This window comes from Halobacterium litoreum (assembly GCF_021233415.1).
GTDB classification, from domain to species: domain Archaea; phylum Halobacteriota; class Halobacteria; order Halobacteriales; family Halobacteriaceae; genus Halobacterium; species Halobacterium litoreum.
Genome location: NZ_CP089466.1, coordinates 1,309,373 through 1,329,716 on the forward strand (window position 1 = coordinate 1,309,373; position 20,344 = coordinate 1,329,716).

Sequence of the window (20,344 nt, forward strand, 5' to 3'; positions counted from 1 at the left end):
CGGTGTCGCGTCGCTACGGGTCGGCCTCGCGCCCCCGCCCAAATGTTTACCGCGGATTGCTGCTCGCCGATGAAATAAAGTCGGTCGGCCACGAACCACGTTCGTACAGATGGCACCGGCACCACACGTCCTCGTCGTCGGCGGCGGTTCCACCGGGGTGGGCGTCGCCCGCGACCTCGCGATGCGCGGCGTCGACGTGACCCTCGTCGAGCAGGGGAACCTGACACACGGCACGACGGGGCGGATGCACGGCCTGCTGCACAGCGGCGGCCGGTACGCCGTCGCCGACCCCGCGAGCGCCGAGGAGTGCATCACGGAGAACCGCGTGCTCCGGGACATCGCCGCGCACTGCGTCGAGGAGACCGGCGGCCTGTTCGTGAAACGCCCGGAGGACTCCGAGGCGTACTTCCAGGAGAAGTTGGAGGGCTGTGCGGACTGCGGTATTCCCGCCGAGGTCCTGTCCGGCGCCGAGGCCCGCGAGGTCGAACCGCACCTCGCGAAGGACGTGGAGAAGGCGATTCGGGTGCCCGACGGCGCGGTCGACCCGTTCCGCCTCGTCGTGGCGAACGCGGCGAGCGCGCAGGAACACGGCGCGCGCATCGAGACGCACTCGACGGTCACCGACCTGCTCGTCGAATCGGGTGAGGTCGTCGGCGTCGAGATCGAACACGACTCCGGCGCGGGCAAGCGCGTCCACGGCACGGAGGGCGGCACCGAGGAGATTCGCGCCGACCACGTCGTGAACGCGACGGGCGCGTGGGCGGGCCGCATCGGCGACATGGCGGGCGTCGACATCGCGGTGCGGCCGTCGAAGGGCGTGATGACCATCATGAACACCCGACAGGTCGACACTGTCATCAACCGCTGTCGGCCGAAGGGCGACGCCGACATCGTGGTGCCACACGAGACGACGGCCATCCTCGGGACGACCGACGAGGAGGTCGACGACCCCGAGGACTACCCCGAGGAGCAGTGGGAGGTCGACATGATGATAGACACGCTCTCGGAGCTGATTCCGATGCTCGCGGACGCCCGCACGATTCGGTCGTTCTGGGGCGTGCGCCCGCTGTACGAACCCCCGGACGTGGGCAGCGAAGACCCCACGGACATCACGCGGGACTACTTCCTCCTCGACCACGAGGACCGCGACGACCTGCCGGGGATGACGAGCATCGTCGGCGGGAAGTTCACCACCTATCGGATGATGGCCGAGGAAATCAGCGACCACGTCTGCGCGAAGTTCGGCGTGCGCGCGGACTGCGAGACGGCCGACGTGCCACTCCCGGGCAGCGAGGAGTTCAGCGTGCTCCGGGAGTACATGGACGAGTTCGGTCTGCGCTCGCCCATCGGCCGGCGGAGCGTCGAACGACTCGGCTCTCGCGCGGACGAGGTGCTGAAGACCGACCGACCGAACCCCGTGGTTTGCGACTGCGAGGGCGTCACGCGCGCCGAAGTCGGGGACGCAATCTCGCAGTCCGGGTCGGACCTGAACGCCGTCCGCATCCGCACGCGAGCGTCGATGGGAAACTGTCAGGGCGGCTTCTGTTCGCATCGGCTCGCGAACGAACTCCACGGCGCCGACGACCCGACCGGCGACGGCAACTTCGACGAGGCGACGACGCGGGCGGCGTGGGACGAACTCCTCCAGGAGCGCTGGAAGGGCCAGCGCCACGCGCTCTGGGGCGAACAGCTCTCGCAGGCGATGTTGAACTACGCGCTCCACGCGACCACGCAGAACCGCGACCGAGACCCGGCGGACGGCGAGTCCGTGGACTTCGACGCGTTCGACGCCGGGCCGGAGCGAGACGCCGTCGCGGACGGCGGAGGCGAGCATGGCGATTGAGTCCGAGGTGCTGGTGGTCGGTGGCGGTCTTGCGGGCCTCACGAGCGCGCTCGCCGCCGCACGCGAGGGCGCGGACGTGCGTCTCGTCTCCTACAAGCAGAGTACGCTCGCCAGCGCGTCGGGGCTCGTGGACGTGCTCGGGTACACGCCCGACGGCGACGGCCCGCTCGTCGACCCGTTCGACGCGATTCCCGACCTCCCCGAGAGCCACCCGTACCGGACCGTCGGCGTCGACGCGGTGCGGGACGCCCTCGAACTGTTCGACGACGCGGCCGACGACTACCTCGGCGCCCACACCGACCGGAACGCGCTCGTGCCGACCCACGGCGGCACCGTGAAGCCGACCGCGCGCTACCCCGCGAGCGCGAGCGCCGGCCTCGCGAGCGCCGACCGGGACGTCCTCTTGGTGGGCTTCGAGTCGCTCGTGGACTTCGACGCGCCGCGGGCCGCCGCGCACCTCGACGCGGCGGGCGTCCCCTTCGACGCGCGAGGCGTCACGGTTCCGTTCCCCGGCGACCTGCGCGCCGACGCGAAGGTCACGCGGTACGCGAAACTGCTGGATACGAACGCCGACGTGGCCGTCAGGGGCCGCGACCGCCCGGCGCGGGACGCGCTCGCAGACCGCGTGAACACCGAGCGAGACGGCGAGGCGCGCGTCGGCTTCCCCGCCGTCCTCGGCGACGACGACGCGGCGGGCGTGCGCGCTCACCTCGCAGACCGACTCGGCGCGGACGTCTTCGAGGTGCCGATGGGGCCGCCTTCGCTCCCCGGCTTACGCCTCGAAGACGCGCTGTTCGACGCGCTCGACGCCGCCGGCGCGAGCATCGAGACCGGGAACCCGGTCGTGGCTTACGACGGCGAGGGACGCGTCGAGCGCGTCTACGTCGAGAAGAACGGCGCGCGCATCCCGAACAGCGCCGACCAGTACGTCCTCGCGACGGGCGGGCTCGTCGGGAAGGGCGTGGAATCCGACCGGGAGCGCGTCTACGAACCGGTCTTCGACTGTCACGTGCCCCACGCCGACGACCGCTACGACTGGTTCGACGGCGACGCGTTCGGCGACCACGACTTCGCCCGGTTCGGCGTGCGGACGGACGGCGACCTGCGACCGACCGATTCGGCAGGAGAACCGGAGTTCGAGAACGTGCGGGCGGCGGGCGCGGTGCTCGGCGGCTACGACTTCGCGGCCGAAAAATCCGGCAGCGGCGTCTCGCTCGCGACCGGCTACGCGGCCGGCCTGGCGGCGGCGGAGGCCACACGATGAGTGACTCAGAACCCCACAGCGACTTCGACCCGGTGGCACCGAACGCGGGCGAGGACTTCGACCCGGTCGACGTCTTCCCCGACAGCGACGACTTCGACCTGCGGCCCGGCGCCGACTCCTGTTACAAGTGCTCGGCCTGCGACACGAACTGTCCGGTCGCGGAGGTCGACGACGACTTCCCCGGCCCGAAGTTCCAGGGGCCGGAGCAGTGGCGCCTGAAACAGCAGGACGACGAGGACGACCACGAGATAGACGACTCGGTGATGGACTGCTCGAACTGCATGCGGTGTGACGACGCCTGCCCGTCGGGCGTCCCGCTCTCCCAGATGCACAACACCGCCCGCGGCGAGTACGTCAGCGAGCAGATGTCGAAGACGTCGGTGGAGTACTGGCGCAATCGCGTGCTCGCGAACTACCGGGCGTCGGCGTGGCTGGCGAGCAAGGTCCCCCGGGTCGCGAACTTCGCGATGAACTTCGGGCCGGCGCGCTGGGCGATGGAGAAGGCCTTCGGTATCACGAGCGAGCGCGACTTCCCCGAGTTCGCCACCGAGACGTTCCGCGAGTGGTGGGAGCGACGGGGCGCGGCCGCCGGCTCCCGGGAGCGCGCCCGCGAGCGCCGCGAGGTCCGGGGGCTCCCCGCGGACGCCGACAAACGAGTGGCGTACTTCCACGGCTGTTACTCGAACTACAACACGCCGGAGGTGGGGAAGGCGATGGTCCGGGTGTACGAGCACTTCGGCTACGAGGTGGTCGTCCCCGAGCAGAAGTGCTCGGGCACGCCGATGTTCGCCAACGGGATGCTGGACGACGCGCGCCGCCACGCAGAGGTGAACGTCTCGTCAATGAGCGACCTCGTCGAGCAAGGCTACGACGCCATCGCGTCCTGTACGTCGTGCTCGATGGCGCTCAGACAGGAGTACCCCGAACTGTTCGACATCGACGGCATCGAGGACGTGGCGTCGAACACGTTCGAGTCCGTGGAGTACCTCCGCATCCACGAGGACCTCCGGGGCGAGATATCGGACGCCGACATCGGGGGCGACCTCGCCGACGAGTTCGCGTACCACGCGCCCTGCCACGCCCGGAACCAGGGCCTCGAACGGCAGGCGGTCGAACTGTTCGGCGACCTCGACGGTGTCGGCGTCACCGACGTGGGCAACTCCTGTTCGGGCATTTCGGGCACCTACGGCTGGAAGGCCGAGAAGTACGACACCTCCATGAAAATCGGCGACGAGATGTTCGACCACATGGAGGCCGCCGACGGCGAGACGGGGCTGACCGAGTGCCCGACCTGCGCGATGCAGATGGAACACGGCACCGGCTACGAGATTCGCCACCCGCTCGAACTGCTCGACGCCGCGCTCGTCGAGTGACCGCCGACCGACCCCGCTGGACCCGTCGTCAGTCGCCCATACCGACGAATTCGTGGCTTTCGACTCCCTGAGCGCGTGCAGGCGTTGCCAAAAGACTGACACTGGCGGGCCGCGAACCGCCCGACCGAGACATGGCCGAATCAACGCGGACTCGAGACCGCGGGTCGGTGACCGAAGTCGAGTTCTCGCTGTCCGACGAGACGTACCCGTTCGTCGGGGCGTCCGCCGCGGAAAACTGCGTCTTCGAACTCGCCGAGATGACGCCCCGGGGTCCCGGTCGCTACGCCGAGTTCTTCAACGTCCGCGGCGGCGACCCGGACCGAATCCTCGCGCTCGCCGACGACCACGCGACGGTGACCGCCTCGCTGCTCCGAGAGTACGACGACGGCGCGCTCTTCGAGTTCCGCGTCGTCGGCGAGTGTCCCGCCGTCAGCCTCGCCGAACTCGGCGCGCTCCCCCGAGAGGTGTACGCGGCCGACGGCGACGGCCGCATCGTCGCCGAAATCCCGTCCCAGCGCGACGCCGCGAACGTCGTCGAGTCGTTCCTCCGCGACATGCCGTCGGCGTCGCTCGAGCGCAAGCACGACCGCGACGCCGTGTCGCCGCTGTTCTCGGCCACCGGCTTCCAGCAGGTCGCGCGAGCCGAGCTCACCGACCGACAGCGAGACGTGTTGCGCGCCGCCTTCGAAGCCGGCTACTACGAGTGGCCGCGGGAGGCGACGGGCGAGGAGGTCGCCGACGAACTCGGCATCACGTCCGCGACGTTCTCCGAGCACATCCACGCGGCGGAGCGGAAACTCTGTGCTGTCCTGTTCGCCTCGCAGAACGACCGGTAGCGGGAACGCGGACGGTCGGAACGCGCGACGGGGGGTGTCACGCGTTCTCGCCGCCCTGCGGGAGGACGACGATGCGGCCATCGGCGTGTGCCGTCACCGCACACGAATCCACCGTGAACGAGATTCTAGCCGTCGGCGTTGGACCGTCCGGGCCGAGGATGGCGTCCAACGCGTCCGGGTCGAGTACCGCCGACAGCGGTCCGACGTCTGTCGGCGCCTGTCCCGTGGCGTCGCTTATCGCGTCCACGACGGCTTCCGTGGGCGTCCGGTTGTCGCCGAACGCACGCTCGGTGACGAACCGTTCGACCGTCGCGTCGTCCGTCCCTCGGTCACGTACCATTCTGACACCTGCCTCGCCGCACTCCCCACGTACCGCAGTGTCCCGAACGCCCTTAGTGGGTGTCCCTACACCTCGGGGGTCGGCCGCGGGCGGTTGCCGGTTGTTGAACGCTTTTTCCCCGGTCGGTCGTAGACGGGGACGACCATGAGCGACAGCGACGACGCCATCGACTTCGTGCAGTTCGGCGACACCGGCCTGCAGACGAGCGAACTCCAGTTCGGGACGTGGCGCTTCGGGAAGGAGACCGAGGAGGGCAACGTCGAAATCGGCGAGCAGCGCGCCCACGAACTCCTCGACGCCTACGACGAGGCGGGCGGGCGCTACATCGACACCGCCGACATCTACGGCGGCGGGAAGAGCGAGGAGTGGATCGGCGACTGGCTCTCGGAGCGCGACCGGGAGCGATACACCATCGCGTCGAAGATATTCTGGCAGATTCGGGACGGCGACCCGAACAGCCGCGGCACGAACCGGAAGAACGTCCGCGACCGCATCGACGCGCTGCTCGACCGCCTCGGCACCGACTACGTGGACGTCCTGTACATCCACCGGTGGGACGACCAGACGCCCACGAAGGAACTGATGAAGACGCTGAACGGTCTCGTGGAGGACGGGAAGGTCCACTACCTCGGCGCGTCGACGCTCCGCCCGAACGCGTGGAAGGTCGCGAAGGCCAACGAAATCGCCGCCAACGAGGGCTGGGAGCCGTTCACCGTCCTCCAGCCCCGGTACAACCTCGTCGACCGCGAAATCGAAGGAGACTACCTGGAGTTCGCGCGCTCGGAGGGGCTGGCGGTCTGCCCGTGGAGCCCCCTCGGGCAGGGCTTTCTCACCGGGAAGTACGACCGCGAGGACGGTCTCACCGGGGAGTCCCGCGCGAGCGAGTCCAGTCGCTGGGCGGACAACTACCTCACGGACGAGAACTTCGACGTCCACGACGAACTCGACGCCGTCGCCGACGAGGTCGACGCGTCCCCGGCGCAGGTCGCGCTCGCGTGGCTCTGCCACCGCGACGGCGTGACGGCGCCCATCGTCGGCGCGCGCACCGTCGACCAACTCGAAGAGAACCTCGCGGCCGCGAGCATCGACCTCTCGGACGAACAGGTCGAACGACTCACGGTGTCGAAGGGCGGCCCGTACGCGGGTCTGTAGCGCGGCCCACCACCCACCAGTCCGGTGGAAACGTTTACTGAGTTTCGGACGCAACTGAACGTATGGCGACGGCAGTGAAGGTGGACGAGGCCGCGAAAGACCGCCTCGAAGAGTTGCAGGCGGAAATTCGCCTGCAGACGGGCGAGTCAGTCACCCAGCAGGAACTCCTCTCTCGACTCATCGAGAACGCGTACGGCTCTCGGGAGGAGGTCATCGAATCGTTCCGTGGTTCGACCGTTCCGCTCTCCGACGCGGACAAGGAGCGAATGCGGGAGGGACGGTTCTCGTCGGGCGTCGAGACCGACGAGGACGACATCGACGACGCGCTGTACGGATGACCGTACTCGTCGACACGGGCGTGCTGTACGCCGACCACGACACCGACGCGACGCGACACGAGACAGCGAGCGCGGCGCTCGACGCGGTTTACGACGGCGTCCTCGGCCAGCCGTACGTCAGCGACTTCCTGTACGACGAGGCGGTCACACTCACGATGACGCGGGCCGGAGCCCACCGGCCCGCTCGGACCCTCGGCAGGCGCCTCCGCGGCGCGGGCGAGTACCCGAGCGTCTACGAACTGGTGAACGTGGACCTGCAGGCGTTCGACGCGGCCGTGGAGTGCTTCGAGCGGTACGACGACCAGTCGCTGAGTTTCACCGACGCGACGACGGTCGCGCTCTGCGAGCGCCGCGGCATCGACGGCGTGTTGAGTTTCGACGACGACTTCGACGGGCTAGTACACCGGTTCGACCCGGCTGACGTCGCGACCGAGTGAGGCGGAGAAAACAGCGGAAGCGGGGCGTCAGTTCATCTCGCGCGCGAGGTCCATCGACATCGCGAACCCGTAGTAGGCGACGACGCCGCTCGCGAGCGCGCCGTAGTAGACCAGTTGTGGCGCGTCCAGCGCGCCGAACACGATGGTGACGACGGTAACCCAGATGATGGCGAACACGAGGTCGAACAGCATGCCGTCGTGGTGTTCGGCGACGTGGTCGCGCACCGTCTCGGCGAGCGTCACTCCTCGTCCACCTCCTCGTCGGCGTGCGCGTCCACGACTAACACGGGGATGCGCGTGCGCCGCAGGACCTTCTCGGCGACGCTCCCGAGGACGACCCGGGAGAGCCCCGAGCGGCCGTGGCTTCCCATCACGACGAGGTCGACGTCCTCGTCCTCGACGAACTTCCGGATGGCGCGCGCCGGACTGCCCGCGCTGACGTGTTCCTCGACGGGGACGCCGCGTTCGCCGGCGGCCTCGGCGACGTAGCCGGTCGCCTTCTCGGCCTCGGCCTTCACCTCGGGCATCTCGTCGATGCGCCCCTGTCGGATGCGGTCTACTTGCTCGGTGCCAAGCGAGAGGTTCGTGGCGTCCACGTCCACGACGTACAGCGCGTGGACGGTCGCCCCGTACTTCGCCGCGAGGTCGACCGCCTGTTCGACCGCGCTCTCGGCTGCCTCGCTGCCGTCAGTCGGAATCAGGATGTTGTCGTACATTGTCTTAGTCGTCCGCGGGCGTGGAGTCGTCCGTGTTCACGACGTCCTCGGCTGCCTGCTGGCGGTCCATCGGCTCGGGGCTGTGACACTGACGGACCATCTTCTTGGTCTCCATCGGCGGTTCGGAGGTGGCCAGCGAGACGGCGATTGTCACGGCGAACACGAGGGGCACCGCGATGAGCGCGGAGCCGATTGCGGGCACCCACTGAGCGAGCGTCGCGGAGATGACGCCGTCGGAGCCGGCGGCCCCCGAGAGGATGCCGTAACTCGGCACCACCTCGTTGATCATCGGCACCGTCCAGACGACGAGGCCGGTGATCATGCCGGCGAGCGCGCCCTGCCGGTTCGTGTTCTCCCACCAGAGTCCGAGGAAGAACATCGGGAAGAGGACGGCGCCGGCGAGCGAGAACGCGTAGGAGACGAGCGCGGCGATGGGCGCTGCGGGGTCGAGCGCCGCGAGCGTCGTGATGACGCCGAGCGCGACGATGCTCGCGCGACCGACGAACACCTGCTGGCGCTGGGTCGCGTCGGGGTTGATGAGCCCCTTGTAGATGTCGTGGGAGATGGCCGACGACCCCGCGATGAAGAGGCCGGCGGTGGTCGCGATGGCGGCCGCGATGCCGCCCGCGGCGACGAACCCGACGAACCACGTCGGGAGGTTCGAGAGTTGGGCGGCGAGCACGACGATGACGTCGCCGGCGGCGGTCGTCATGCCGGGGTCGCCGTAGACGGCGCCGATTTCGTTCGCGTAGAGGTCAGTGCCGAACGCCGCGAACGCGGGCGCGGAGAGGTACAGCAGGCAGATGAAGAACAGGCCCCACACCGTCGACCAGCGCGCGGTGCGCTCGTTCTCGACGGTGTAGAACCGCACGAGGACGTGCGGGAGGCCACACGTCCCGACGACGAGCGAGAACGCGGTGGCGATCCAGAGGTAGTAGCCCTCGTTGACGAACGGTTCGCTGAACTCGCTGGCCAGTTGGTCGAACATCGCGCCGTACTCGACGTGCGGGAGCACCGTCGAGTAGCCGTTGACGAACCCGACGACGTAGAGGCCGGCGAGGAACGCGACGATGAGGATGACGTACTGCACGGCCATGTTCTTCGTCGCGCCGAGCATCCCCGAGAGGGTGAGGTAGCCGACGGTTATCGTCATCATCACGACGACCATCGACTGGTAGCCCGTGAGGCCGAGAATGCCGAGGTCGCCGAAGATGTAGAGGCCGACCAGACCCATCCCGCGGGCCTGCCCGATGGCGTACACGAACCCGATGAGGAACGTGGTGATTGCGGCGATGGCGCGCGCGGTGTCGGAGTTGAATCGGTCGCCGACGAAGTCGGGCGCGGTGTACTTCCCGAACCGCCGCATCTGGGCGGCCATGAAGATGAGGAGGATGAAGTACCCGGTCGACCAGCCGACGACGAACGCGAGCCCGTAGAACCCGGAGAGCGCGATGAGCGCCGCCATCCCGAGGTACGAGGCCGCGGACATCCAGTTCGCGCCGATTGCCATGCCGTTCTCGACGTTCCCGATGGAGCGCCCGGCGACCCACATGCCCTCGGTGTCGGCGACCTTGAACACGTAGCCGATGGCGAGGAACAGCGCCAGCATCGCCGTGACGAGAATCGCGGGGAGGAGTTTGAACGAGACGCTCAGCCCCTCGGGGAGCAGGCCGGTCTGCGCGAGGATGGTGTTCATTCCGACGCACCTCCGTCAGCGCCGTGTTCGATGCCGTACTTCTCGTCGAGGGCGTCGCGTTTGCGCGCGTACCAGAACGCGAGAATGAGCGCGCCGGCGGGCGCGCCGATGCCGACGAGGAAGTAGTGCAGCGGGAAGCCAATCACCGGCATCGTCGTCGTCATCACGTCGGGCGCGACGGCGGTGAGCGTCACCGGACCGAAGACGACGACGGCCCAGATGGCGAACCCCGTCCAGATGACGCGGAGGTGGTCGCGCATGAACGGCGTGCTGGGTCGGAGGAGGTTCACCTCCGAGTCTAGGTAGTCGGTCTCGCCGTGGCTCTGCCCGGTCCCGGTGACCGTGCCGCCGTCGGTCTCGGCGGTCGATTCGTCCGTCGTATCGTGCGTGTCGTTGTCTGTCATTGTCGGTGGTGTGTTCGATTGTCGGGTGTCGTCCTGTGAAAGTCGAGAAGCGGTTCAGTCCTCGCTGACCTTCGCCTGGATGTCGTCGACGACGCTGGGGTTGCGGAGCGTGGAGGTGTCACCGAGGTCCTCGCCGTTGGCGATGTCCTCCAGCAGGCGGCGCATGATTTTCCCGGAGCGGGTCTTCGGGAGTTCCGGCGTGAACACGACGGCTTCCGGGCGCGCGATGGGGCCGATGGCGTCCTCCACCCCCTCGATGATTTCCTCGCGCAGGTCTTCGTCGCCATCGTGGCCGTCCTCCGTGAGGACGTACGCGTAGACGGCTTCGCCCTTCAGGTCGTGGTCGCCGCCGACGACGGCGGCCTCGGCGACGCCCTCGACGCCGACGATGGCGGACTCGATTTCCATCGTGCCGAGGCGGTGCCCGGAGACGTTGATGACGTCGTCCACGCGCCCCAAGACCGTAATGTAGCCGTCGTCGTCTATTTTCGCCCCGTCCTCCGGGAAGTACACCCAGTCCTCGGCGTCACTCGACTCCGTATCCGAGTACTCGGTCCAGTACTCGGAGACGAACCGCTCGTCGTTGTTGTACAGCGTGCGCAACATCCCCGGCCACGGCTTGTCTACCGTGAGGTAGCCCGCGCGTCCGGGTTCTACCTCGTCGCCTTTGGTGTCCACGACGCGCGCGTCCACGCCGGGGAGCGCCGGACCCGCGGAACCGGGTTTCATGTCGCCCACGCCGGGGAGTGTGGTGACCATCATGCCGCCGGTCTCGGTCTGCCACCACGTGTCCACGATGGGACAGTCCTCGCCGCCGATATGCTTGTAGTACCACTTCCACGCCCGCGGATTGATGGGTTCGCCAACCGTGCCGAGCAGGCGCAGCGAAGAGAGGTCGTGTTGCTCGGGGTACTCCGCGCCCCACTTCATGAACGCCCGAATCGCCGTCGGCGCCGTGTACAGTTGGGTCGTCTCGTACTCCTCGACGATTTCCCAGAGGCGGTCCTCGTTGGGGTAGTCGGGAGTGCCCTCGTACATTACGGTGGTCGTGCCGAGCGCGAGCGGGCCGTACACGATGTAGGAGTGGCCGGTAATCCAGCCGATGTCCGCCGAACACCAGTAGGTGTCCTCGGGCTTGATGTCGAGGACGGCGTGACTCGTCCACGCCGCGTACGAGAGGTAGCCGCCGGTCGTGTGCTTGACGCCCTTCGGCTCCCCGGTGGTGCCGGACGTGTACATGAGGAACAGCATGTCCTCGGCGTCCCGCGTCACCGGCTCCACGCTCGCGCCCTCGTGGTCAGCGACGAGGTCGTCGTAGTCGTGGTGGTTGTCGGCGAGGTCGTGGCCGAAGCCGTCGTCGCCGAGGCGGTCCACGACCACGACGTCGCTCACGTCGTGTTCGACGCCCGCCAGCCCCTCGCTGGCCTTCTCGAAGTGGTCGAGTGGGTCGCCACGCCGGTAGTAGCCGTCACACGTGACCAGGTGCTCCGAGTCGGCGGCGTTCATGCGCGTGGCGAGCGCGTCCGCGGAGAAGCCGGCGAAGACGACGGAGTGCGGTGCGCCGATGCGCGCACACGCCAGCATCGCCACCGGCAACTCCGGAATCATCGGCATGTAGAGGGTGACGACGTCGTCCTCCTCGACGCCCAACTCCCGCAGCGCCGCCGCGAACTCCTCGACTTCGGTCTGGAGTTCCGCGTACGTGTACGTGCGGTCGTCCTCCTCGGTCGGTTCACCCACCCACTCGATGGCGGCCTCGTCGCCCCGGCCCTCGGCTACGTGTCGGTCGACGCAGTTGTAACTCGCGTTGAGTTCGCCGCCGGTGAACCACTCGTAGAACGGCGGGTTCGAGTCGTCTAGCACCTCGTCGTATCCGGACTCCCAGTCGAGTAGGTCGGCGGCGCGCTCCCACGCCCCCGGCCAGTTCTCCTCGAACTCCTCGTAGATGCCGGGGTCCGAGACGTTCGCCTGCTCCACGAAGGATTCCGGCGGCTCGAAACTGTCCTGCTCGGTCAGGCGCGCCTCCAGTTCGCCGGCCGCGTCCTGCTCTGTCATGATCCATCACTACCCATTGGAACATCCATGTTAAGTGACGCCGCTAATTATGCCAACCGTCGGCACGGACGAATAGAAACGCCCGTAGAACGGTGCAATCGGCGGATAGCGCGCACCTCGCGTGGCGCCGACGGCCCACAGGTCGGTGCCGCCACGGCGCCCCGGCGTCCCGCGAGCCGCTCGCGCGCCGCGGGGAACACTAAACAGTTAGCGGTCGGGCCACGGCGACTCCGCGTCGAGCGTCGGGTCGTCGTCCTCGAAGAACGCGGTGAGGAGTTTCTGCTGGGCGCGCCGCAGGTGGTTGTGGAGCGTCGGCGACGTGATGCCGATGGCGTCGGCCAACTCCTCTGCGGTGCTCCCGCGCGGCCACTCGAAGTAGCCGGCGTGGTAGGCCGCCTGCAGCACCGCCGCCTGCTTGTCGGTCAGCGACTCGTGGAGCGACGCCCGGAACGCGCCCCGCGTCTCCCCGGAGCGCTCCCGCTCGCGTTTCGACACCAGCTCGACGCCGGGGAACGCCCCCGCCAAGTCGTCCGCGAGCGCCCGCACGTCGGCGTCCGCGGGCACCTCGCCGACGACGCGCTGACCGTCCGCGTCGGCCACCAACTCCCGCACGGTCGCGCCGCGTTCGGTCAGCGCCTTCGCCACGTCCGGCCCCGACAACACGACTTCGAGGAGCGCCTCGTCCCCGTAGTCTCGGACGAGGCGGGCGTCGTCGACCGCCGACTCGTCGGTCGCCCACGACAACACGTCGCCCGCGGCCGCCCCTCGAAGCGTCACGAAGTACAGCAGCGACTGGTCCTCGCCCGGCACCACGCCGTCGAGTTCGAGTTCGCAGCCGTGCTCGGCCGCCGCTCGCGCGAAAAACGAACGCCCGGCGTCGGTCTCGAACGCGACCTCCACGACGGTGTCCGCGAGCAGGAGCTTGCGCTGTTCGACGACCGTCAGCGCGCGCCCGACGCGACGCCCGAGGTCCGCGAGCAGCGCGCGCTCGCGCTCCCCGAACTCGCCGACGTCGGCGCCGACGCCGAGGACGCCGTACGTCGTCTCGCCGTCCACCACCGGAACCGCGGCCGCGGCGCGGTACCCCGCTCGCTCGGCGTGCTCGCGCCACGCCGCGAACTCGGCGTCGGCGCCGACGTCCCCCGTCGTGTGGACGCGCTCGGTCCGCAGCGCCGCCGCGACCGCGCCGTCCCCGACTCCGTCGGGCGCACCGGCGTCCGCGGCCGCCGCGACGTCGACGGCCTCCCCGCGCGACGCGCCGACCCACGCCGCCGCGTACGCGCCGTCCTCGACCAGCGTCTCGCAGACTCGGGATTCGACCTCCTCGCGGGTCGACGCCGCGTCGAGCGCGTCGGCGACCGCCCGAGCGCGGTCGAACACCGCTTCGAATCGCGGCCCGGAGGACGTGGCCGTCGCCGCCGTCGCGTCCGGCGGTGCGAGCGCCGTCGGCGCGAACGCGTCAGCGACGGCCTCCGGCTCCGGGTCGGTGTCGCCGAGGTACTGGTCGAGGCTCGCGAGACTCGACCACCCGCCCACGGACGCGACGACGCGCGGGTCGACGCCCTCGTCGACGAGCAGTCGGCGCGCGAAGAACGCGCGGAGCGTCTGCGAGGACGCCTCGCGGAGTCGCGGGTCGCCCGCTCGGTCGGCGGCGCGGTCGGCGACCTCCGAGACGAGCATCTGCACGCGTCGCGCGGAGACGTCGACGAGCGGGTCGTCGGCCGCGACGCCGGCGGTGCGGGCGTACTGGCGCAGGTCGTGTTCGACGTCCGCCGGGAGGTACGCGCGCCGCGCGGTGTCGCCGTCGCCGTTTGGAACGCAGAGGAGGTGGTGGTCGACGCCGTTCCGGCGGTGGGTCGTCGCGTCCGACGGGCGGACGCGCACGACTTCGGCCGGCCGGAGGCCGACTTCGCCCGCGAGGCGTACGACGAGTTCCTCGCGGTGGGTCTCGGTGGCGCGCCGGAGTCGCCGGTAGTCGTCCGTCGACAGCGACACCGCGGACTGCGGCGACTCGGACATCTTTCGTCTGCGTACATCGACGCGAAACATGAATATTGCGCTCCGGCGCGAAACGGAGTTTTTCAGCAGAAATTGCAGCCGACAGCCCGAATTCCGTTTCGTGATACGAAACGTCCGCGAAACGTAGGGTCAGGACGACCGGTCGAGCGAGGACTCGATTTCGCCGACGACCTCGGGGTTCCGGAGCGCGCTCGTGTCCCCGAGGTCGTCGCCGTGGGTCACCGCCTCCAGCAGGCGACGCATCACCTTCCCGGAGCGCGTCTTCGGCAACTCGGGCGTGAACACGACCGCGTCCGGGACGGCGATGGGGCCGATGGCCGCCTCCACGGCGTCCGTCACCTGCGCTCTGAGTTCGTCGGCGTCGGCGCCCTCGGCGGCGCTGACGTACGCGTAGACGGCTTCGCCCTTCAAGTCGTGGGGGCCGCTGACGACCGCGGCCTCCGCGACGCCCGCCACGTCGGCGAGCACGCTCTCTATCTCCATCGTCCCGAACCGGTGGCCGGAGACGTTGATGACGTCGTCCACGCGCCCGAGCAGCGTGACGTAGCCGTCCTCGTCGACCGTCGCGCCGTCCTCAGTGAAGTACGCCCAGTCGTAGCCGTCCAGGGACGGCCGCACGGAACTGCGCTCCGCGAACCATCCCTCGTTCTCCGCCATCGACACCGGCATCCCCGGCCACGGCTCGGTCAACACGAGGTAGCCGGTCTCGCCCGGTTCCACCGGATTCCCGCGCGCGTCCACGACCGCCGCGCCGACGCCCGGCAACGGCGGCCCCGCCGCGCCCGGCTTCATGTCGTCCACGCCGGGGAGCGTCGTCACCATCGTCCCGCCGGTCTCGGTCTGCCACCACGTGTCCACGATGGGGCACTCGCCGTTCCCGATGTGCTCGTGGTACCACTTCCACGCCCGCGGATTGATGGGTTCGCCAACCGTACCGAGCAGGCGCAGCGAAGAGAGGTCGTGTCGCTCCGGATGCTCCTCCCCCCACTTCATGAACGCCCGGATGGCGGTCGGCGCCGTGTAGAACACGTCCACGGCGTTCCGCTCGATGAGTTCCCACACGCGGTCTTTCTCCGGGTGGTCCGGCGTCCCCTCGTACAGCATCGTCGTCGTCCCGAGCGCGAGCGGCCCGTACACCGTGTACGTGTGCCCCGTAATCCAGCCGATGTCCGCCGAACACCAGTGCGTGTCCGCGGGCTCGATGTCGAGGACGGCGTGACTCGTCCACGCCGCGTACGACAAATACCCGCCCGTCGTGTGCCGCACGCCGGTCGGCTCGCCCGTCGTCCCCGACGTGTAGATGAGGAACAACTGGTCGCTCGCGTCCCGCGGCACCGGCTCGACCGTCTCGCCCCTGTGGGCCGTCACCAACTCGCAGTAGTCGTACTCGTTCTCGGCCAGCGGCGTGTCGTCCCCGAGGCGGTCCACGACGACGGTCGCCTCCACGTCGCCGTCCACCGCGATGGCCGCGTTGTCCGCCTTGTTCTTCTGGTGGACGGGCGCCCCGCGCCGATAGTAGCCGTCGCAGGTCACGAGATACTCGGAGTCCGCCGCCTCCATGCGCGTCGCGAGCGCGTCCGCGGAGAACCCCGCGAACACCACGGAGTGGGGCGCGCCGATGCGCGCACACGCCAGCATTGCAATCGGCAACTCCGGCACGACGGGCAGATAGAGTGTGACGACGTCGTCCTCCTCGACGCCCAACTCCCGCAGCGCCGCCGCGAACTCGTTGACCTCCCGGTACAGCTCCAGATACGAGTACGTCCGCGACTCCCCGAGGCGGCCCTCCCACGTCAACGCCACCTGATTCTTCCGCTCGTCGAGGTGGCGGTCCACGCAGTTGTAACTCGCGTTCAGTTCGCCGCCCTCGAACCACCGGAACGGCGGCCCGTCGCCGCCCAACACGGTGTCGTACTCCGTCTCCCAGTCCAGCAGGTCGGCGGCGCGCTCCCACGCCCCCGGCCAGTTATCCGCGAACTCGGCCCGGACGCACCCATCGCTCACGTTCGCCTGCGCCACGAACGACGCCGGCGGCTCGACGCGCTCGCCGTCGCTCGGCACCCGCTCCTCGCCAACCATTCGCCTCCCACTACGTCCGCCCGCGAATAAACGTTCGGCCTCGGGGCAAACGACACACCAGCACCCCCGCCGTCGACCGACGACCGACAGCCAACTACCGCGCCCCAAACGCGAACCGACGACCCGACACCCACGCTACGCGGTGCTCGCCGAGGAGTTCGTCAGCGAAGCGGACCGAACGAGATATCGAACCACGCCGAGGCGTTCCTGCTCGCTACGCTGTGCGGACTGGGACTCGTCTCGTCCAAATCGCTTGCCAACGTCACACCGCGACCGCTCGGAGAGCGACACACGCGGCACTCTCCGTCGCGAGCCACTGAAAAGCGGGCCGGGCGCGATATTGAACCGAAGACAGACGGTCGCTCACGCCGTTCGCGCTGCGTCTGTCCGGGTTCAAATCGCTACCCGCTCCGCTCGTCACCTACGTTCCTCGCAGAAGCGGGCCGGGCGCGCGTAGAAACATCGCGCTGTCGTGTGGTTTCGGGTGCTGTTCGCCGGGTTCTGAGTGTTAGTCTTCATTGGTGTCCTCCGTGATGTCGAGGTCGTCGAGAAGTGGGCGGCGGCGCTGCTCCATCCGCTGGCGGAGCCGCCGACGCCGCTCGTCGAGGTCAGCCTTGTCGTAGTGTGTCTCAATGGTGTCCACAGTCGCGTTCACGCGCTCGGCCACGTCCTCAGGCGGCCACCCGCGGTTCAGCATCCACGTAATAGCGCCCGTCCGGACGTGGTGGGGCGCGCGACTCGACGGGCACTTCGAACTTTCGTGGTAGTTCGTCCACTCGCATCCCTCGCGGTCCTTCCCGTGCGGACACTCGGAGTGAAGGCACGGCTGCGTGGCGAGGTAACTCCAGTTCCGGAGCGTGTTCTCTCGCGGGCGGCCACTTCGGGACGCGAGGAACGGCTGGCGACCGTGATCATCGTGAACGTCGTGGCGGTACACCTGGAGGTACGTCCGAAGGACGTCGGCAACCTCCTCGGGAAGCGCAACCGGACGCTCGCCCGCGAGCTTGTTCTTCAGACCGGTGTCGGTGTCCGGTCGGTGGCGGAAGTCGACCCACGGCTCGTCGTCGAGATGAACGTCCCGCATGTCGAGTGCGCGGAGTCCGCTCTGACGAGCACCAGTTATCCACGCGAGTTCGAGGAAGGCGTGGCCGCGACTTCCGTACTGGTCGCTGTTCCGGTAGTAGTTCAGGAGCGCCAGCGCGTCGTCGGTGGCGAGCTTCGTGTCCGAGCTACGTTCGCTCGGGTCGAGGTCGGGAATGCGGACGGCGTCAGAGAGGCCGTCGTCGACGGCGTCGATGTCTTCGAGGAACTCCAGGAACATCGAGAGCGTCCACATCTCGCCCTCCAAGGTGACGGGCGCGATTTCCGCGGAGCGGAGTTCGTAGTACTCGTCGAGGTCGTAGGCCTGGAGTTGGCCGACACGGAAGATGTCGACGCCCTCGCACCACTCCGCGAAGAGTTTTAGCCGGTACCGCCAGCCCTCGATGCTCTTGTCGGTGGCATCGGGCTTTCGACGCCGGAGGTATCGGCGGATGGCATCGCGAATCTCCATCTCGGACGGCTCCGGCCGCCGGTCGCGGCTCACCGCTCGTACACCTCCTCGACGCGCCGCCGTGGGATGCCCTGCGTCTCGCCAAGGTCCTCGACGATGACCCAGCCGTGGTGAACGCGAACGGTGACGTCCTCGTGTCGAGTCGTTACCCCCTCGTCGTCGAGGACGACCGTCGCGTTCTCACTCTTCCAGATAGGTGTTCGTGACATGGTCAGACCCTCACGAACGCTTCTGGCTTGATGCCGGGCTCAACCTCGGCGTGCTCGTCGCGCTCGTCAGTTCCAGTGAGCTTGAGGTTGCAACCGGGACAGAGGAACTCGGGCGTCTCCTCGGCGACCTCGACGTCCACCTCGTGTTCGAGCGCGCCCTCGTGGAAGCCAGCGCGACGCTCGGCTTTCGGGCGCGTGAACAGGCCGTCCGAAGTCATGTCCGACTCGATGACGCCGCACTCGTCGCAGACGAGCCGGTAGCGGCGCTTACTCATCGAGCATCGCCTCCTTCGCGTTCCGGATTCGGTGTACCTCGGCGCTACTCCCGCCCTGGTCTGGGTGGGCGTCCTTCAGCTTCTCTCGGTACGCCGCCTTGACGACGCCGTCGTCGGCGTCGGGAGCGACTTCGAGGACTTCGTGGGCGGGCTCAGCGGCCGCGACGACCGCCTCACTGTCTTCGTCGGCTGGCGGGAGGCGTGCGGCGGCGAACTCGCTCTCGCCGGTCTCGACGGGACGCTGGCTCCGCATCCGGGTCTCGTGAACCCAGAGGTAGACCGACCGGAGGTTGTCCCGAAGCTTCGCGTAGGCGTCGCAGGCGACGGCGAACTGCTCGCCGTCCTTCGTCCACCGGAGCACGACGCCGGGGTCGCTCGGGTTCGCGGAGTGCTTCGGAAGCCCGCTCCGCTTCGTGTGCGCCCCACCGCTGCCGGTCGAGACCTTCCAGTTGCTCGGGTCGAGGCGACCCATCTCCGTCTCGATGGCGCTCGTCGTCGACGCGATCGACGCCTGGAACTTCGTCGTGCGCTCCCGGTTTACGGGCTCCGTACGCTCGAAGCCGGTCGGCCAGTCGAGCCCGGTCATACGCCGAACACCACCGAGCAACCGTTGAATCGGAAGTCGTGCGGATTCCCGCACTCCGGACAGTGACTCGGTCGACCCGGAACGACGATCTTCTGACCGTCGCGGTACGCGGGCTCATCGAGTTCGATTTCCTCCGGCTCGTGGTCGCAGAACTCGGGGTCGTCCTCGTCGAACTCGGGGTTCGCCGCGACGCCACACTGCCACGTCACCATCTTCTCTCCGAGGAGCCGGCGTTCGTACTGGTCTTGGTAGGACTCGCTCATGCTTCCACCTCGCGGACTACGTTGGCGCGGAGGTCGTCCTCGCAGTCGTCGCAGACCGTGACGGTGCCGTCCGGGTTCTCCACGAGTAGTTCGCGGACGGACCCGTCGCGGAGTCCGCAGCCGTCACACTGGTCGTCGGTCATGCGGCCACCTCCACGGCGACCGCCTCGCCCGCGTCGGTGAGCCCGTAGATGCGTCCCTTCGTGCGCTCTTCGGGCACAAGCAGTTCGACAATCGACTCCTCGCTGAGGTCACGAAGCGTCCGGGAGACGTGCGTCACGTCGAGACCGGTGCGCTCGCTGAGCGTCGTGGGCGTCGCCGGCCCTTCGGAGTGGAGCGCGTCGACGACCCGAGTGCGGTGGTCGGAAGCTTCGACGTAGCCGTACTGCGCCCAGTCAACACCCTCGGATTCGGAAGCGTCAGCCGACATCACTCCATCACCTCGCCACCGTCGGCCATCGCCGGGTCCGGGTCCTCGTCGATGACGCGCTGGTAGCCGAACCGGCGGCGGCACTCCCAGCACATCGCGACCACGTTATCCTCTTCGTCGAGGACGATCTGGACCGAGCCGCAGTGTTCGTCGACCTCCGGCACCTCGCACTCGACTTCGCCGCCATCAGCGCGAGCACGCTCGTCGCGGGCTCGCGGGAAGTCACGAGCGAGGGTCTGCGAGACGCTGTGCCCGCAGGGCTGAATCACGACATCCGTCGGCCCGCAGCGAGTGACCGCCTGAATCGGGCCGCCGCACTTCGGACAGCCATCGTCGTCGTGTCGGTGGTCGCGGCGCTGTGCAACAGAAAACTCTTCCCTGTCGTCGTTGGATTCGAACATGAGTCTCGTACCTGATCTACGAGGCTCCATGCGGGCCCGCTGTCCCAGCAGCGGGGTCCGCGACTTCTCTCGAAGG

The 20,344-nt window shown here is 68.6% G+C and carries 23 protein-coding genes; 7 read left to right on the forward strand and 16 right to left on the reverse strand.

What is annotated here, in order from left to right; all coding sequences use genetic code 11:
• Nucleotides 1-109: 109 nt before the first annotated feature.
• The 4 genes from glpA to LT972_RS07250 all read left to right on the forward strand — a co-directional run bounded on the left by glpA (nucleotide 110) and on the right by LT972_RS07250 (nucleotide 5,316).
• Nucleotides 110-1,843, forward strand: a complete 1,734-nt coding sequence (glpA, locus tag LT972_RS07235; RefSeq protein ID WP_232572535.1) for an anaerobic glycerol-3-phosphate dehydrogenase subunit GlpA — start codon at nucleotides 110-112, stop codon at nucleotides 1,841-1,843.
• Nucleotides 1,833-3,107: a glycerol-3-phosphate dehydrogenase subunit GlpB gene (glpB, locus tag LT972_RS07240; RefSeq protein ID WP_232572536.1), complete on the forward strand. Its 1,275-nt coding sequence runs from the start codon at nucleotides 1,833-1,835 to the stop codon at nucleotides 3,105-3,107. The genes glpA and glpB overlap by 11 nt, the downstream gene beginning before the upstream one ends.
• Nucleotides 3,104-4,480, forward strand: coding sequence for an anaerobic glycerol-3-phosphate dehydrogenase subunit C (locus tag LT972_RS07245; RefSeq protein WP_232572538.1), 1,377 nt, complete (start codon nucleotides 3,104-3,106; stop codon nucleotides 4,478-4,480). Before glpB ends, LT972_RS07245 begins: the two co-directional genes overlap by 4 nt.
• 167 nt (nucleotides 4,481-4,647) lie before the next feature.
• On the forward strand, nucleotides 4,648-5,316 hold the full coding sequence (locus LT972_RS07250) for a helix-turn-helix domain-containing protein (RefSeq protein ID WP_232572541.1): 669 nt from the start codon (nucleotides 4,648-4,650) through the stop codon (nucleotides 5,314-5,316).
• Nucleotides 5,317-5,353: 37 nt separating this feature from the next.
• On the opposite strand, the gene LT972_RS07255 is transcribed toward LT972_RS07250, so the two are convergent.
• Nucleotides 5,354-5,656, reverse strand: coding sequence for a HalOD1 output domain-containing protein (locus LT972_RS07255; protein WP_232572542.1), 303 nt, complete (start codon nucleotides 5,654-5,656; stop codon nucleotides 5,354-5,356).
• Nucleotides 5,657-5,800: 144 nt separating this feature from the next.
• Here LT972_RS07255 and LT972_RS07260 point away from each other — a divergent pair, with 144 nt between their 5' ends.
• The 3 genes from LT972_RS07260 to LT972_RS07270 all read left to right on the forward strand — a co-directional run bounded on the left by LT972_RS07260 (nucleotide 5,801) and on the right by LT972_RS07270 (nucleotide 7,583).
• Nucleotides 5,801-6,808 (forward strand): aldo/keto reductase, encoded by a 1,008-nt coding sequence (locus tag LT972_RS07260; RefSeq protein ID WP_232572544.1) that lies wholly within the window; start codon nucleotides 5,801-5,803, stop codon nucleotides 6,806-6,808.
• Between the two features lie 62 nt (nucleotides 6,809-6,870).
• On the forward strand, nucleotides 6,871-7,146 hold the full coding sequence (locus LT972_RS07265; protein ID WP_232572546.1) for a hypothetical protein: 276 nt from the start codon (nucleotides 6,871-6,873) through the stop codon (nucleotides 7,144-7,146).
• Nucleotides 7,143-7,583 (forward strand): type II toxin-antitoxin system VapC family toxin, encoded by a 441-nt coding sequence (locus LT972_RS07270; RefSeq protein ID WP_232572548.1) that lies wholly within the window; start codon nucleotides 7,143-7,145, stop codon nucleotides 7,581-7,583. Before LT972_RS07265 ends, LT972_RS07270 begins: the two co-directional genes overlap by 4 nt.
• A 27-nt stretch (nucleotides 7,584-7,610) precedes the next feature.
• Here the strand turns inward: LT972_RS07270 and LT972_RS07275 are convergent, their stop codons facing one another.
• The 15 genes from LT972_RS07275 to LT972_RS07345 all read right to left on the reverse strand — a co-directional run bounded on the left by LT972_RS07275 (nucleotide 7,611) and on the right by LT972_RS07345 (nucleotide 20,268).
• Nucleotides 7,611-7,826, reverse strand: a complete 216-nt coding sequence (locus LT972_RS07275; RefSeq protein ID WP_232572550.1) for a hypothetical protein — start codon at nucleotides 7,824-7,826, stop codon at nucleotides 7,611-7,613.
• Nucleotides 7,823-8,299: a universal stress protein gene (locus LT972_RS07280; RefSeq protein WP_232572552.1), complete on the reverse strand. Its 477-nt coding sequence runs from the start codon at nucleotides 8,297-8,299 to the stop codon at nucleotides 7,823-7,825. Before LT972_RS07280 ends, LT972_RS07275 begins: the two co-directional genes overlap by 4 nt.
• A gap of 4 nt (nucleotides 8,300-8,303) precedes the next feature.
• Nucleotides 8,304-9,995, reverse strand: a complete 1,692-nt coding sequence (locus LT972_RS07285) for a sodium:solute symporter family transporter (protein WP_232572553.1) — start codon at nucleotides 9,993-9,995, stop codon at nucleotides 8,304-8,306.
• The gene (locus LT972_RS07290; protein ID WP_232572555.1) at nucleotides 9,992-10,399 is read right to left on the reverse strand and encodes a DUF4212 domain-containing protein; all 408 of its coding nucleotides are present in this window, start codon (nucleotides 10,397-10,399) and stop codon (nucleotides 9,992-9,994) included. The genes LT972_RS07285 and LT972_RS07290 overlap by 4 nt, the downstream gene beginning before the upstream one ends.
• Before the next feature lie 54 nt (nucleotides 10,400-10,453).
• Complete coding sequence (gene acs / locus LT972_RS07295) at nucleotides 10,454-12,454, reverse strand: acetate--CoA ligase (protein ID WP_232572557.1); 2,001 nt, start codon at nucleotides 12,452-12,454, stop codon at nucleotides 10,454-10,456.
• A gap of 207 nt (nucleotides 12,455-12,661) precedes the next feature.
• Complete coding sequence (locus tag LT972_RS07300; RefSeq protein WP_232572560.1) at nucleotides 12,662-14,473, reverse strand: bacterio-opsin activator domain-containing protein; 1,812 nt, start codon at nucleotides 14,471-14,473, stop codon at nucleotides 12,662-12,664.
• A gap of 129 nt (nucleotides 14,474-14,602) precedes the next feature.
• Nucleotides 14,603-16,552, reverse strand: a complete 1,950-nt coding sequence (gene acs / locus LT972_RS07305) for an acetate--CoA ligase (protein WP_232572561.1) — start codon at nucleotides 16,550-16,552, stop codon at nucleotides 14,603-14,605.
• A gap of 508 nt (nucleotides 16,553-17,060) precedes the next feature.
• Nucleotides 17,061-18,137 (reverse strand): tyrosine-type recombinase/integrase, encoded by a 1,077-nt coding sequence (locus tag LT972_RS07310; protein WP_232572562.1) that lies wholly within the window; start codon nucleotides 18,135-18,137, stop codon nucleotides 17,061-17,063.
• Nucleotides 18,134-18,313 carry a hypothetical protein gene (locus LT972_RS07315; protein ID WP_232572563.1) on the reverse strand — a complete coding sequence of 60 codons (180 nt, stop codon included), beginning with the start codon at nucleotides 18,311-18,313 and terminating at the stop codon, nucleotides 18,134-18,136. Before LT972_RS07315 ends, LT972_RS07310 begins: the two co-directional genes overlap by 4 nt.
• Nucleotides 18,314-18,315: 2 nt before the next feature.
• On the reverse strand, nucleotides 18,316-18,588 hold the full coding sequence (locus tag LT972_RS07320; protein WP_232572564.1) for a hypothetical protein: 273 nt from the start codon (nucleotides 18,586-18,588) through the stop codon (nucleotides 18,316-18,318).
• Entirely contained in the window at nucleotides 18,581-19,174 is a 594-nt protein-coding gene (locus LT972_RS07325) for a J domain-containing protein (protein ID WP_232572565.1), read from the reverse strand. Before LT972_RS07325 ends, LT972_RS07320 begins: the two co-directional genes overlap by 8 nt.
• Nucleotides 19,171-19,437, reverse strand: a complete 267-nt coding sequence (locus LT972_RS07330) for a hypothetical protein (protein ID WP_232572566.1) — start codon at nucleotides 19,435-19,437, stop codon at nucleotides 19,171-19,173. Before LT972_RS07330 ends, LT972_RS07325 begins: the two co-directional genes overlap by 4 nt.
• Nucleotides 19,434-19,580 (reverse strand): hypothetical protein, encoded by a 147-nt coding sequence (locus LT972_RS07335; RefSeq protein WP_232572567.1) that lies wholly within the window; start codon nucleotides 19,578-19,580, stop codon nucleotides 19,434-19,436. Before LT972_RS07335 ends, LT972_RS07330 begins: the two co-directional genes overlap by 4 nt.
• Nucleotides 19,577-19,867: a winged helix-turn-helix domain-containing protein gene (locus LT972_RS07340; RefSeq protein WP_232572569.1), complete on the reverse strand. Its 291-nt coding sequence runs from the start codon at nucleotides 19,865-19,867 to the stop codon at nucleotides 19,577-19,579. The genes LT972_RS07335 and LT972_RS07340 overlap by 4 nt, the downstream gene beginning before the upstream one ends.
• Nucleotides 19,867-20,268 carry a hypothetical protein gene (locus LT972_RS07345; RefSeq protein ID WP_232572570.1) on the reverse strand — a complete coding sequence of 134 codons (402 nt, stop codon included), beginning with the start codon at nucleotides 20,266-20,268 and terminating at the stop codon, nucleotides 19,867-19,869. The genes LT972_RS07340 and LT972_RS07345 overlap by 1 nt, the downstream gene beginning before the upstream one ends.
• Nucleotides 20,269-20,344: the final 76 nt, after the last annotated feature.